This is a genomic window from Pseudomonas guineae (assembly GCF_900113745.1).
GTDB classification, from domain to species: domain Bacteria; phylum Pseudomonadota; class Gammaproteobacteria; order Pseudomonadales; family Pseudomonadaceae; genus Aquipseudomonas; species Aquipseudomonas guineae.
Genome location: NZ_FOQL01000001.1, coordinates 1,075,696 through 1,089,297, shown reverse-complemented (window position 1 = coordinate 1,089,297; position 13,602 = coordinate 1,075,696). Strand labels below are relative to the sequence as shown.

Below are 13,602 nucleotides of genomic sequence, written 5' to 3'. Positions count from 1 at the left end.
ATGAGCGACTCCCTCGATTTGAGCCTGGACGGTGTAGAGCGCCGTTCCCTTGCCGACTTTACCGAGCAGGCTTACCTCAATTACTCCATGTACGTGATCATGGACCGTGCGCTGCCGCATATTGGTGACGGCCTCAAGCCGGTGCAGCGCCGGATCATCTATGCCATGAGCGAGCTGGGTCTGGACGCCGACTCCAAGCACAAGAAGTCGGCGCGTACAGTCGGTGACGTGCTTGGTAAGTTCCATCCGCACGGCGACAGCGCCTGCTACGAAGCGATGGTGCTGATGGCCCAGCCGTTCAGTTATCGCTACACCCTGGTTGACGGTCAGGGTAACTGGGGGGCGCCGGATGATCCCAAGTCCTTCGCGGCCATGCGTTACACCGAGGCGCGTTTGTCGCGTTACGCCGAAGTACTGCTCACCGAGCTGGGCCAGGGCACTGTCGACTGGGTGCCAAACTTCGACGGCACCATGAACGAGCCGGCTACTTTACCGGCGCGTTTACCTAACTTGCTGCTCAACGGCACCACCGGCATCGCCGTGGGCATGGCCACTGATGTACCGCCGCATAACCTGCGCGAAGTGGCAACGGCTTGTATTCGTTTGCTGGACGAGCCGAATGCCACGGTCGAGCAGCTCTGCGAGCATGTGCTCGGCCCGGATTACCCGACCGAAGCGGAGATCATCACGCCGCGTGCGGATCTGCTGAAAATCTATGAGACCGGTAAGGGCTCGGTGCGCATGCGCGCGGTGTACCGCGTCGAGGATGGCGATATCGTCGTCACCGCACTGCCGCATCAGGTCTCCGGAGCCAAGGTGCTGGAGCAGATTGCCGCTCAGATGCAGGCGAAGAAGCTGCCGATGGTCGCCGACCTGCGCGACGAGTCGGACCACGAGCACCCATGCCGTATCGTCATCATTCCGCGCTCTAACCGTGTGGATGCCGCCGAGCTGATGCAGCATCTGTTCGCCACCACCGAGCTGGAGTCCAGCTACCGGGTCAACACTAACGTGATTGGTCTGGACGGTAAGCCCTCGGTGAAAAACCTGCGCACCCTGCTGACGGAGTGGTTGGTGTTCCGGGTGAATACCGTGCGCCGTCGTCTGCAGTTCCGCTTAGACAAAGTTGAGCGGCGCCTGCATTTGTTGGAAGGCTTGCTCACCGCCTTCCTCAACCTGGATGAAGTGATCCACATCATCCGCACCGAGGACCAGCCCAAGCCGGTGTTGATGGCGCGTTTCGGCCTCGACGATATTCAGGCTGACTACATCCTCGACACCCGCCTGCGTCAGCTTGCGCGCCTTGAGGAAATGAAGATCCGTGGCGAGCAAGACGAACTGGCCAAAGAGCGCGACAAGTTACAAGCCTTGCTTGGCAGTGAGGCCAAGCTGAAGAAACTGGTGCGCAAAGAGTTAATTGAGGACGCTGAGAAGTACGGTGACGACCGTCGTTCCCCCATCGTCGCTCGCGCCGAAGCTAAAGCCTTGAGCGAAACCGAGCTGATGCCGACTGAGCCGGTCACCGTAGTGATCTCGGAGAAAGGCTGGGTACGTTGTGGCAAGGGTCACGACATCGACGCCACTGGGCTGTCATACAAAGCCGGCGATGGCTTCAAAACCTCAGCGCCGGGCCGTTCCAATCAGTTCGCAGTATTTATTGACTCCACCGGGCGTAGCTATTCGTTGGCCGCGCACTCACTGCCGTCCGCACGCGGTCAGGGCGAGCCGCTGACTGGACGACTAACCCCGCCGCCGGGCGCGACCTTCGAGTGTGTGTTGCTGCCGGATGACAGTGCACTGTTTGTGATCGCCTCCGATGCTGGCTACGGCTTTGTGGTTAAAGGCGAAGACCTGCAAGCCAAGAATAAGGCCGGCAAAGCGCTGCTTAGCCTGCCAGCCGGTGCGCGGGTGGTGCCGCCGAAGCCGCTGGGCAATCGTGAAGAGGACTGGCTGGCGGCGGTCACTACCGAAGGCCGTCTGCTGTTGTTCAAGGTGGCCGACCTGCCGCAATTGGGCAAGGGCAAGGGCAACAAGATCATCGGCATCCCCGGCGAGAGAGTCGCTTCGCGTGAGGAATACCTCACCGACCTGGCTGTGCTACCGGCAGGCAGCACCTTGGTGCTCCAGGCCGGCAAGCGCACGCTATCGCTCAAGCCTGATGACCTCGAGCACTACAAGGGCGAGCGCGGGCGGCGCGGCAATAAGCTGCCGCGTGGTTTCCAGCGTGTCGATAGTCTGTTGGTTGAGGTTCAGGGCTAAGTGTTGGCGGCAAACCCAGCGTTCCACCGTGTGGCGCTGGAGTCGCGAGTGGCTTTCAAGGATGATGCTCAGCCGCAACGCGGGTTGGCTTAAGCAACCCGCCTGCCCCTAACTTTGTATGCGCGCCGGCAGATTTACCGGCTGGATGAATGAGATGACTGCACTGCGTTTTCCCGGGATTTTGCTGCTGGCCGGTGTGCTCAGCCTGGCGGGTTGTGTGCGCTATCAACAAGCGCCGCTTTACCAGCTCGATAGCGGCGATATCCGCGTACCTGCTGCCGAGCAGGGCATTGCCGTGTTGCTTGGGCCAGTAGCGATTGCTGATTATCTGCAGCGTGAGGCGCTGTTGCAGCGTCAGGCCGATGGCAGCCTGACTGCCGCAGAGAATGCGAGCTGGGCCGGTAGCCTGGCGTCTGATATCGACCAGCAGTTAGTGCGCCAGCTGGCCTCGCGTCTGAACAGTCAGCGCTTGGTGTTGGCGCCGACTACAGCGGGGTTCGTGCCGCAGGTTCGCCTGGGCTTGTCGATCACCCGTCTGGACTCCGGTCCGCAGCGACCGGCTGTGCTGGAAGCGCAATGGCGGCTGGCGGGGGCGGACGGTAAGTTGCTGGATGGGCGTTTGGTACACCTAGAAGAAGGCCACAATGGCAGCATCGTCGACCAGGTGCGGGCACAGAGTTTGGTGGTGCAACAGTTGGTCGAGCAATTGGCTGCGGCCGTCGAAACCCAGAGCATGCCTGCGCCTAAGGCACCTGCGCCGGCGCGTAAGCACGCACCGGTAAAGCCTGAGCCGCCGGTGCCACCGCGTATTCCGGTGGTGGAGCCAATGCGTGGGGAAAGCGAAGTCTTCCGCTTCTAGCGACACAGACTAAGCGCCTGTCCGAAGTGGTCAGGCAGGCGGCGGGTTGCTTTCGTGCATGTGCGCCAGTTGGCGCTCCAGCAGTGATGGATAAGGCTCTAGCAGGCGCTCCACGCAGCACGCACCCTGCGGGCTGGCGATGGCACGAATACGCGCCCGCTGGCTGATCAGCGCATCGTCGGCAACTCTGCGTTCGACCAGTAACAGGTTGCGACTGTGCTGAGACAGCGCCAGTGCACTCTGTGCTGTTTCACTTAGCAGCAGGTCGCCTTGGCTGAGGTTGCTAAGGTTTTCGCCGAGGGTCAGGCCGAGTTGCAGTTGCAGGGTGATGCCGCTGTCCGCCACTTCGATTTGCAGGGCATGGCCAAGGGCGCGCATCAGCTCGCCGCAACAGATGGCGTGGGTCAGATAATCCTCGCCGCAATCCAGTTGATGGAACAGCATCAGGCTGCTGCCATCGCTCAGGGTATGCAGTTCGCCTTGGTAAAGATTGGCGGCTCGGTCCAAGCAGTCGCGGTAGCGTTGCAGCAATTCCATCAGGCGCGCGCGCGGTAGGCGGCGCAGCTGCTCCTGGGCACCTAGCTGGATCGCCAGTACGGCGCTGGGCAGTGGTTGCTGGGCGACCGGCGCGTAAACGGGGGCTGGTTCGCGCTCGGCGTCATCGCGCAGTTCGGAAAAGGGATCATCCACGGCGCTGTCGAGGAAGTGCTCGGCGTCGGTATGCAGGGACTCAAGCGGTTCATCCTGCTCATCGAAGCGATCATCATTCAGATTGCGCACCTCGAAGTCGGGCTCATCATCGAACGATTCATCGAGGTAGTCGTCAGCCTCTTCGGTGCTCGGCTGGTCGTGGTAGAACGTTTGTTCTTCAGGCTTTACAGGTTTTTCCGGGACCAGGCGGGCTTGCAGCTGACGCGCCAGGTCGCCGATTTCATCCTGGCGACCGCTACCCGGGGCCGGGTCATCCGGGTCGCGCAGCCAGACACGCAGTTGCAGCAGTGGCGTGGAGATGTGCCGCCCCAGGCGCATGCTCAGCGATAAGGCCAGGGCCAGCAAAATCAGGCTGAGAATGCCCATGCTTTGCAGACTGATGGTCATCGGTTGTTGGAACTGCCGCATGTCCAGGCTGATACGCAGCTGCCCGGCTATTACTTCCTGGAAGGTGATGGGCGTGGAATACAGCCCTTCGGTTTCACCGAGCATGCTTTGGCTTGGCCGTGAGCCCGCCTCGGCGAGGATGCGGTTATCGACGCTGTAGATCGCCGCATGGGCTACCAGCGGATTTTTCACCAAATTATTCAACAACACATTGAGGCTGAGGATGTCGTTGGACACCAGCAGCTCGGTCGCCGAGGTGGCCGTCTGGGTAATCAGGCTGGTGCCCAAGGCTTCGGCCTGCTGCTGCATGGCATATTTGAATTGCATGCCGATGACCCAGCCATAGATCACCAAGGCCAGGGCCACTAGCAGTAGGCTATGACAGACAATACGCAGCGCCAGGGGGATGCGCTTTTGCCGCAGGGCCTGGAACAGCAGCAGAAAGAAATTATCGGGCTTTACGGGGGCGGGCCGGTTCACAGAGCTCGGCTCATGTCGACTGTAGGTGGCGCGCAGTATAGCGGTGCCTCAGCAGTGGGCAAAGCGCCGCGCGTGGCTGTTTATCGATGGAAATGGGTAGAATGTGCGCCTTTCCGTTGCTTGCGATCTGTTCTGCAAGCTGCTGCCCCTTCCACTGTCCCGGAGACCGAGCCTTGCGCGAAATCGTCCTGATCAATATCACCGGTGAAGACCGTCCCGGTTTGACCGCTGCTATCACCGGTGTACTGGCCCAGGGCGGGGTGAATATCCTCGATATTGGCCAGGCGGTGATCCATGACACGCTGTCGTTCGGCATCCTGGTCGAGATCCCGGACACCGAGCGAGCGTCGTCGGTGCTTAAGGATATTCTCTTCACCGCATACAAGCTCGATCAGCAAGTGCGCTTTACCCCGGTTTCCGAAGCGGATTACCAGCAGTGGGTTGGCGGTCAGGGCAAGGCCCGGCATATCGTCACCCTGCTGACGCGCAAGGTCACGGCTGAGCAGTTGCAGCGCGTCAGTGCGATCACGGCACGTTATGAGCTGAATATTGATCATATCGACCGCCTTTCCGGGCGCATGCCGTTGGACATGCCTGCCGAGCAAGGCAAGGGTTGTATCGAATTCTCGGTGCGGGGCGAGCCGGCGGATCCGGCAGCCTTACGCGCCGAGTTCCTTAGTGTGGCGCAGGAGTTAAATGTCGATATCGCCTTCCAGCGCGACTCGTTGTATCGGCGCAATCGCCGGTTAGCGGTGTTCGACATGGACTCGACGCTAATTGAAGCCGAGGTGATCGACGAGCTGGCCAAGGCCGCAGGCGTGGGTGAGCAGGTGTCCGAGATTACCGAGCGTGCCATGCGCGGTGAGCTAGATTTTGCCGCCAGTTTCCGCGAGCGCCTGGCACTGCTCAAAGGTCTGCCGGAAACGGTATTGGCCGATATCGGCGTATCGCTGCGGCTTACTGAAGGCGCTGAAACCTTGTTCAGTGAGCTGCGTCGTCTGGGCTACAAGACGGCGATCCTTTCTGGGGGGTTCACTTACTTTGCCAAGCAACTGCAGACCACGCTCGGTATCGACTACGTATTCGCCAACGAACTGCAGATTGTTGATGGTCTGGTCACTGGCGTCGCGGTGGAGCCGATCGTCGATGCTCAGCGCAAAGCCGATCTGCTGCGTGAGCTAGCGTTTAAGGAAGGCTTGCGCTTGGAACAGACGATTGCCGTGGGTGATGGCGCCAATGATTTACCCATGCTGGCGATCGCCGGCCTCGGTGTGGCCTTCCGTGCCAAACCGCTGGTCAAACAATCGGCTAAACAAGCGATCTCGACCCTAGGTTTGGACGGCATTCTGTATCTGCTCGGCTTTCGCGACCGCGACGGCCTGGAATAAATTACAGGCTAAAAAAGCCGCCCTAGGGCGGCTTTTTGCTTTCTGCGCGCGGTTACTCGTCGTCGGCTGAGAAGTCGTAATCCATCGACTGGCTCGGGCCCTGCAAGTAATGCCCCTGAATATAATTAACCCCGGCCTGCCAGAGCGTTGCCAGCACGCTAGCGGTCTCGACGAAGGGCACAATGGTTAGCTTCGCTTGGGCGTGTAGGCTGGCGAGCAAGGTTTTCAGGGTTTCCTGATTTTCCGCGCTGCTCAGGTCCTGTGAGAACGAACTGTCGACTTTGACGAAGTCGATATGCAGGTGCTTAAGGGTGTTGAAGGGGTTGAGCGAGCAGCCAAATTGGGTCAGCGCAGTCTTGCAGTGCAGCTCATTAAGGCCTTGAGTAATGGCCTTAGCCTGCTTCAAGTAGGCAATCGCGTCCGGCTCGCTGAACTGGAACACCAGCGAGTCAGACGGCAGGCGGGCGGCTTTCAAGGCAACGCTAAGCCACGGTAGCAGGGTTTGGTCCTGCACGCTGGCGCTCGAAAGGTGCACGAACAGACGCGTGTTATGGCCTTTGCTGCGGTGGTCGGCGAGCAGTTTGATTGAGTTGAGAATCACCCAGCGGTCAATTTTCTCGGCAAGCCCGGCGTCTTTCGCCGCACTGAACAGTTCTTTCGGCGGGATTTCTTCGCCTTGTGGGTTGATCAGGCGTAACAGCGCTTCATAGTGTTCAAAGCTATCGCCGCGCAGGCTGATGATCGGCTGGAACAGCAGGCGGAAGCTGTTTTTCTCCAGCGCCTGTTGAATCATCGCGGCGATGTTGCCTCGGTTGGCAGCAGCAGCCAGTTCGTCTGCGGGGTTGAACAGTTTGATGGCGTTGCCATCACTCAACTCGTCAGCACAGCGGTGGGCGCGGTTGACCACCTCTTGGGCTTTGGCGGTTTTTTCGTTGAGCCCAGCTACGCCAATCGACAGAGTGCTTTGTACGGTGCGGCCGCTGACGTCGAACAGGTGGCATTCGACTTTTTTCAGCAAGCTGCTGAGTTGTTCGTGGGTACTTTCCGGGCTGACGCCAGGCTGCAGCACAGCAAACACGTCATCACCAAAACGGGCCAGCTGCGCGTCAGCGCTGAAGTGCGTGCGCAGCAGGTTAGCCAGATCAGTGAGGAGGATGTCGATGCCCGCCAAGCCGATGTCGGCGAGCAGGCTGGCGTAGTGATCAACGCGGATATACGCCAGGGTCGCTGGCTGGCCTGCATTCACTGCACGCTCGGCGGCGTTATCCATTAGTTCTAGGAAATGCGTGCGGTTGAACAGGCCCGTGACCAAGTCCTGACTGCTGATCTCGCGCAGCTTCTCTTCCAGCTCGGCATTGCTGCTTTCGGCGCGAATCACCACCTGAATGCACGGTTCACCATCATAGGTGGCCGGGGAAAAACTCATCTGTGCTGGAAAGCTCTGGCCGTTAGCCTTCATTCCGTTGCACTTCAGTTCGGCATGACCTTCGGCGCTGTGATAATTCTTTAAGAAATCCTTGAAGTTCGCCTGGTCGCTGCTAACGATCAGGTCGATCATCGGCATGCCTTCCAGTTCGTCAGCATCCACGTAGGCGAACAGCTCAAGGTACGCGCGGTTGGCGTAGATGTGCATGCCCTCATGCACGTAGGTGATTGCATCGACTGAGCTTTCGAGCAGCAACTGGCAGCGTTTTTCCGCTTCACGCAGGGCGACTTCCGAAGCGCGGCGGGCACGGCGCTCTTCCAGGTTGGCCAGTTCGCGTTTAGCCACCAAGACCAAACGCTCGTCCTCGCCTTGCGGCAGAGCATCCTGGGCACCGAGCATCAGGGCTTCGGTGATGCTGTCGGAGTCGTTGTCGGCGAGCAGCTGAATGACCGGAATGTCTTTTGCCTGGCGGCGGATCGCACCAATCGCCTCACTGGGGGCAAGCTGTTCGCTGCTCGGTGCGCAGATCAGCAGGTCCCAGCTTTGCTGCAAGGCCTCGTTCAGATCATCGCTGGAGCTCAGGCGGTGCACTCGGGTGGCCCGTCCTGCGTTACGGAACAGGCTGACGAGGCGCTCGGCCTCGTTTTGCGAGTCTTCGAGTATCAGTAGCCGAATGGTTTTTTTTTCAATGGCCATGGTTTGGTATCAAATCTGCGCCGAACGGGCGCGAAAAGGCGACAAAAGGGAGTGCATCGGCAATCTACAGCGACTTCCAGAGTGAGTCAAAGTCTTCCTCCCCGCCTGGTGTACGGGTTTTCGGCGCTGTGACAGGCTTCCCGTGCTCGCTGCCGACCTGTTCGACGCCGCGGTATTCGAATTGATTGAAGCTGCCGGTGCTGGTTTGTCGACGGCTGAGTACCGCGCGGTGTTCGCTGCCATTTAGATTAATGCTGACCTTGTTGCCTTCCTGAAAAGGCAGGCGGGCAGTAATCAGGCTTGCCGGTCTCGAAATAGCGCTGATTTCCGGGAGTAAAAGTGCGCGCAGGTACTGGCTGCTCTGCTCGGCTTTACGCATCAGCTGTAGGCCGCAGGCCTGAGCGTGTGGTGCGATCAGTTCGATACCCATTTGTGTGCCGCCGCCGCGCACCTGGCGAATCCAGCGGACAACGGCAATGCTCCAACCTTGTTGCGGCAAGCCTTGTACGCCAAGCAGTTCGCCGGCCTGGAGTTGGCTGGGCACGTCTTTCGGCCAAGACAGGCAGTAGCCGCCGGGACTGATGTTGACAATAGTGACCTCGAAGCTCGGGTAACTTTCAACACCGTTGCTTTCCAGGCTGTCGAGGCTTTTCCCAGGCTTGCTGTACTGGATTTCCTCGAAGGGCAGGCCGTTTTCCCACTGGTTGTGCTTCTGTGCATCGAAGGCGTTCGACCAGATATCCTGCGGCCCTGCTTCGGCCTTGAATACCGCAGCATTGGCTTCAACGGGTAGCTGCAGCACCTCATTAAACGGGCGCTGACCTGCTAAGTAGAAGTGCAGTGCGCTCATGCCGATGCACAGGGTCAATGCGCCCTGGCCCTGGCTGCGTTGGAAGGTGCGCTCGGCGATATCGCCCCAAGCCGCGGCCAGGTGCTGAAGCATGTCGTGGCTGAACCCCTCGGGCACGGTCAGGCGCGACTGAGCAAGATCTTCGGCCGGGAGCAGCAGGTGTTCTTTGATCGTGTCCACTAACTGGCTGGGGTCTATCCCTACCGCGTTGTGCAGCTCGTTCTGCCGGAACAGCGATATATAGCGAGGGGGGCCATCCAATTGCGGCGCAATCGCGAATAGGCTGGAGGCTTCGTCGCCGGCCTGCAGAATGGCCAGTGCACTCCAGGGTTCGAGCACTTCGGCCAGGCGTGCAATGGCGCCCTGGCGCATTTGGTTGCAGCGTGCGCAACCAAGCAGTAGGGCAACCAGATAGCTTTGTTCAGTGCTCAGGCCTTGAGTGTGTGAGGCCTGGCTGTCTCGAATAATGCTTTTTTGCAGGTCGCGCGCTAGGGCAATTTGATACAGCTGGTGCAGCTCCAGCCAGAGGCCTTCGGGAACCGGGCAGTACAGTTGGCTGGCGCGAATCAATGGGCCACATAGGCTATGCGTGGCGCGCTGCAGGGCGATAGCAAGCAATTGCTGGCGTTCACGGCCTGGTTGGGAGGCTAGGCGCGCAACGATCAGTTTGTAACCAACGGCCAGGTGGTTCTGCAGGGCCTGGCAAAGGTTGGCCACCTTGCGTGGGCGCTCATCAAGAACAATGGCCTGCTTTAGGAAGTGTTTTTCCAGTTGCTTGCAGACGAAATAAACTTCCGGGCGAAGGATCTCCAGCAGTTGCAGGCGATTTTCCGAGGGCGTCACGAGCTGATTGAGTTCGACCAAGGCCTGATAGAGCTGGCGCGCGGTTTCACCAATATTGGCTTTGGGTAGGCCATCGACCCATTTTTTCAAATCACGAGGGCTGGCGTCGCAGAATGACAGGCTTTGCTTGTCCGGCGTGGTAACACGCAGCAGCAAGTGAGAATTCTGTTTATCCATCTAAATCGGATACTCCAGCGCACGGGCAAGGCAGATGGGTCTATGAATTATGGTTCGACTCTAGCAGCATCTAACGCGCCCCGCAGCCATGTCCTTGGCCGTATTGCCAAGCGACTGTGACAGGCTGATCAGCTGGAAGTCGTTGTTGTGACTGGTTTTCGTCTGCGCAGGTTCACTTTGCTCAGCAGCTGGCGCTGTCTGCACGTGCGGGCAGCGCCAGCTGAGTTGGTTAACCGCGAGGCAAGGCGAGTTTCTCACCCATCTGGACCGTGCTGTTGGCAGCCAACGCTTCGGCCCACTGCACCTGCTCAGGACCAAACAGCACGATGGCGGTCGAGCCCAGTTTGAAACGGCCCAACTCAGCGCCTTTCTCCAGGCTGATCGGCGCGCGCGCAGCTTCGTCATATTTGACGGTTTTCAGGACGCGCTTGGGCGGCGTTACCAGCCCTGCCCAAACGGTCTCGATCGATGCCACGATCATCGCGCCGACCAACACCACGGCCATAGGTCCGCGTTCGGTGTCGAATAAGCACACGACGCGCTCATTGCGGGCAAATAATTCAGGCACATTCTCTGCGGTGGTCTGATTAACCGAGAACAGTCGGCCCGGCACGTAGACCATCTCTGTGAGGGTGCCGGCCAACGGCATGTGCACGCGATGGTAGTCCTTGGGCGAGAGGTAGATGGTGGCGAAATCACCGCCCATAAAAGCAGCGGCGCGCTCACTGTCGCCGCCCAGTAGTTCGATCGCACTGAAGCTGTGGCCTTTGGCCTGAAAAATACGACCTTGTTCGATTTTGCCGAGTTGGCTGACGGCGCCATCGGCGGGGCAGAGTACTGCACCCGGTGTGCTGTCGAGCGGCCGTGCACCCTCTTTCAAGGCGCGCGTGAAGAAATCATTGAAGTGGGCAAACGCCGTCAGGTCTTCGACCTGGGCTTCGCTCATGTTGACTTGGTATTGCTTGGCAAACCAACCAATCAGGCGATTTTTGAACCAGCCCGCGCGGCATTCGGCGGCGTAGCCGATCAGACGCGAGAGCAGGTGGTGCGGCAGTACGTATTGGCTGAGGATAAACAAACGATCTTTCATGAGCATTCCTTAAAAAATGGCAGGCGATCTGGCGGGTGGCTCAACGCTCGACTGGGGTATCTGGATGGTTGCCCCACTCGCCCCAGGAGCCGGCATAGGCTTTTACCCGTGGATAGCCAAGGATCTTGGCGACCAGGTAAGTAAAGCCGGAGCGGTGATGGGTCTGGCAATGGGTAATGATTTCTTTGTCGGCGGTGATACCGAGGCTGTTGAGCTGCGCCTGAATGTCTTGGTTGATCCGCAAGGCGCGTGACGGGTCCATGCCAGCGGTCCATTCGAAATTAACCGCGCCAGGGATATGTCCAGCTTTTTGCGCCAGGACTTTCTCACCGCTGAATTCGCCGGGGGCGCGGGCGTCCCAGATCGCCAGGTCAGTCGCGCCGAGACGGCTTTGCAGGTACTCGCGGGTGGCGGTGGGGGCGGGATCGATGTTTAGGCAGATGGCTTGCGTACCAGCCGGCGGCACAGCGCTGCTCAGTTCGCGGCTTTCTGCCTGCCAGGCTAGCAACCCGCCATTAAGGTAGTGATAGTGGCGGTGGCCGATTACATCCAGCAGCCAGATAAAGCGCCCGGCCCAACCACCGCCTTCATCGTCATACACCGCGTAGACAGCGTCCGGATGGTGCCCGAGCTCAGCGAACAGCTGCTCAAGTTTCGCCTGCTCCGGCAATAGCCCTGGTGCGGGAGGCTGGCCTTGCTGGGTCCGCTTGGGGTCGACAAAGTGTGCTCCAGGGATATGCCCAGCGGCATAGCGCGCCTGGCTGGTCAGATCGACCAAAATCAGCTCGGGTGCATCAAGACGGCAGGCCAGTTGGGCGGGTTCGATCAGCAAGGGCAACTCAGCGAAGGCGGACATGCCGGGCCTCTTTTGACAATAAAGGGACAGAGTGTAACGGAAAGCCTAGCGCCCGCGGTTGGCAAAGCTGGTCAGGGCGCGCTCAATGCATTGCACGGTTTTGCCGAAGCCCTGCACGCTGATATCGCTCAGCGCTTGGCCGCCTTGATCCGCGAAGATCAGCATGACCACGCGGTTGTTGCTGGCGATCGAGCGAATCAGCAAGTGTTCGCTGGGGAATAGGCTTTTCAGCGTACCGGGCAGCATGGCGGAGAACTGCGCGATGTTGGTTGGGCTCAGTTTTAATTGTGCCGGAGTGCTCAGCAGGCGGCGCAGTACTTGGCTTTGCTGCGGGTCAAGGCTGAGGCTGGCGGCGGCTTTATCCAGGCCGCTCTGTTGCTGGGCGCTGAGGCGAGTGTGGTTGCGGTCGGCTAATAGGATTAGCACGCGCTGCATGCCGCAGGCCTGGAGCGCTTGGTTGGCGCAGGCGGTAAGTTGCAGCACATTGGTAAACGCGCTGGGCTGTGCCAGCAGTTGCGCACAGTGTTGTCGCCACTCACTCACCACAGCCACCTTGTGCGGCGCGATGATGGCGCGCAGATGCCGCGCTTGCCACGGCCATATCAAGGCTTCGGCAGGGTGCCAGAGGTCTGTGCCGGGCAGCTGGCGAGCGCTGCTGACGGCGTTTTGGTGCAGTAGTTGCTGCACATTACCCAGTGGCAATTGTAAGAATAAACCGGTCAGGCGCTGCCAGCGTAGGCTGTGCGGGCTGCTCCAAGCGAAGTGCGCCGAAACCGCCAAGCCGTTGGCCAGTAGAATGCTGTTGGCCGGATGGGTCAGCCAGCGACGCAAGTCGCTATCAGCGTCCAGGCACTGTTGTTGGTGCAGTGGGTGCTCATTATCACGGGCTATGTGTAAGGCTTTGACCAGTAAGCGTCGATCGTTAACCAGCAAGCGATAACCCTGGGTGACCCACTCGGGTAGGCGCCACTGCTCGCTCAATGCGAGGCATAGCTGCAATAAGGGTACGCCCAACAGCTCATGCTCGACCTTGGCCGCCGCCTCGCCTTTGATCAGCACCCGCTGCTCCCACGCCTCAAACAGCTCTGGGTGTGCGGTCAGTAACGCCCAGATCGGCGCGAGAAACAGCAGGCTGCCCCAATGCACTTCTTGCCACAGACGCGCTAAACGGCCGCCGAACAGGCCGTTTGCTTGCTGGCTGGCGTGCTGACTGATCAGCAGAATTTGCCTGAGGGCTTTAGGCAACTCCTGCTCGGGTAGGGCGGGTAGAAGATTGAGCAGGTCTTCCGTACGTTTGATGCCGAGGCGGTTGATGGCGGCTTCGAGGCTTTGAGTCTGCTCGCTGAGGCCGCTGCTCTTACGATTGGCCTCGCGCATTACGCTGAGTACCAGTGCCGGACAGCCCTGCATTAACTCCGCCAGCTCGCGCATCGAGCGATTACTGTCCGCCAGCGCACGGCGCAGCTTCTGCTGGCGGTCAATTGATGCAGGCAATAGCTGGCTGTCCAGCTGCTTGAGCCAGTCGGTCAGGGTGCGCGGATAGTGAATAGGCTTTGGCATGAGGGTTGAGACAAGCTGGC

9 protein-coding genes are annotated in these 13,602 nt (G+C 59.7%); 3 read left to right on the top strand and 6 right to left on the bottom strand.

Annotated elements, in window-relative coordinates; translation table 11 throughout:
* Entirely contained in the window at positions 1-2,259 is a 2,259-nt protein-coding gene (gene parC, locus BMZ32_RS05040) for a DNA topoisomerase IV subunit A (protein ID WP_090240241.1), read from the top strand.
* 154 nt (positions 2,260-2,413) lie between these two features.
* Complete coding sequence (locus BMZ32_RS05035) at positions 2,414-3,118, top strand: PqiC family protein (protein ID WP_090240240.1); 705 nt, start codon at positions 2,414-2,416, stop codon at positions 3,116-3,118.
* A gap of 30 nt (positions 3,119-3,148) precedes the next feature.
* On the opposite strand, the gene BMZ32_RS05030 is transcribed toward BMZ32_RS05035, so the two are convergent.
* On the bottom strand, positions 3,149-4,696 hold the full coding sequence (locus tag BMZ32_RS05030; protein ID WP_090240238.1) for an AhpA/YtjB family protein: 1,548 nt from the start codon (positions 4,694-4,696) through the stop codon (positions 3,149-3,151).
* Positions 4,697-4,869: 173 nt separating this feature from the next.
* Here BMZ32_RS05030 and serB point away from each other — a divergent pair, with 173 nt between their 5' ends.
* The gene (serB, locus tag BMZ32_RS05025; RefSeq protein WP_090240237.1) at positions 4,870-6,084 is read left to right on the top strand and encodes a phosphoserine phosphatase SerB; all 1,215 of its coding nucleotides are present in this window, start codon (positions 4,870-4,872) and stop codon (positions 6,082-6,084) included.
* A gap of 52 nt (positions 6,085-6,136) precedes the next feature.
* Here serB and BMZ32_RS05020 read toward each other — a convergent pair whose 3' ends face one another.
* From BMZ32_RS05020 to BMZ32_RS05000, 5 genes are all read right to left on the bottom strand, one after another.
* Positions 6,137-8,206: an EAL domain-containing response regulator gene (locus tag BMZ32_RS05020; protein ID WP_090240235.1), complete on the bottom strand. Its 2,070-nt coding sequence runs from the start codon at positions 8,204-8,206 to the stop codon at positions 6,137-6,139.
* A 64-nt stretch (positions 8,207-8,270) separates the two neighbouring features.
* Entirely contained in the window at positions 8,271-10,076 is a 1,806-nt protein-coding gene (locus BMZ32_RS05015; protein ID WP_090240233.1) for a molecular chaperone, read from the bottom strand.
* A 229-nt stretch (positions 10,077-10,305) separates the two neighbouring features.
* On the bottom strand, positions 10,306-11,172 hold the full coding sequence (asd, locus tag BMZ32_RS05010; protein WP_167376716.1) for an archaetidylserine decarboxylase: 867 nt from the start codon (positions 11,170-11,172) through the stop codon (positions 10,306-10,308).
* Between the two features lie 34 nt (positions 11,173-11,206).
* Positions 11,207-12,022, bottom strand: a complete 816-nt coding sequence (locus BMZ32_RS05005; protein ID WP_090240230.1) for a rhodanese-like domain-containing protein — start codon at positions 12,020-12,022, stop codon at positions 11,207-11,209.
* A 45-nt stretch (positions 12,023-12,067) separates the two neighbouring features.
* Positions 12,068-13,582 carry an HDOD domain-containing protein gene (locus BMZ32_RS05000; RefSeq protein WP_090240229.1) on the bottom strand — a complete coding sequence of 505 codons (1,515 nt, stop codon included), beginning with the start codon at positions 13,580-13,582 and terminating at the stop codon, positions 12,068-12,070.
* Positions 13,583-13,602: the final 20 nt, after the last annotated feature.

What these genes read in the sequence shown, in the direction of transcription:
- BMZ32_RS05035 (WP_090240240.1), top strand. Translation starts at nt 2,414, where the DNA reads ATGACTGCACTGCGTTTTCCCGGGATTTTGCTGCTGGCCGGTGTGCTC.
- asd (WP_167376716.1), bottom strand. Translation starts at nt 11,172, where the DNA reads ATGCTCATGAAAGATCGTTTGTTTATCCTCAGCCAATACGTACTGCCG.
- BMZ32_RS05020 (WP_090240235.1), bottom strand. Translation starts at nt 8,206, where the DNA reads ATGGCCATTGAAAAAAAAACCATTCGGCTACTGATACTCGAAGACTCG.
- BMZ32_RS05000 (WP_090240229.1), bottom strand. Translation starts at nt 13,582, where the DNA reads ATGCCAAAGCCTATTCACTATCCGCGCACCCTGACCGACTGGCTCAAG.
- BMZ32_RS05005 (WP_090240230.1), bottom strand. Translation starts at nt 12,022, where the DNA reads ATGTCCGCCTTCGCTGAGTTGCCCTTGCTGATCGAACCCGCCCAACTG.
- BMZ32_RS05015 (WP_090240233.1), bottom strand. Translation starts at nt 10,076, where the DNA reads ATGGATAAACAGAATTCTCACTTGCTGCTGCGTGTTACCACGCCGGAC.
- parC (WP_090240241.1), top strand. Translation starts at nt 1, where the DNA reads ATGAGCGACTCCCTCGATTTGAGCCTGGACGGTGTAGAGCGCCGTTCC.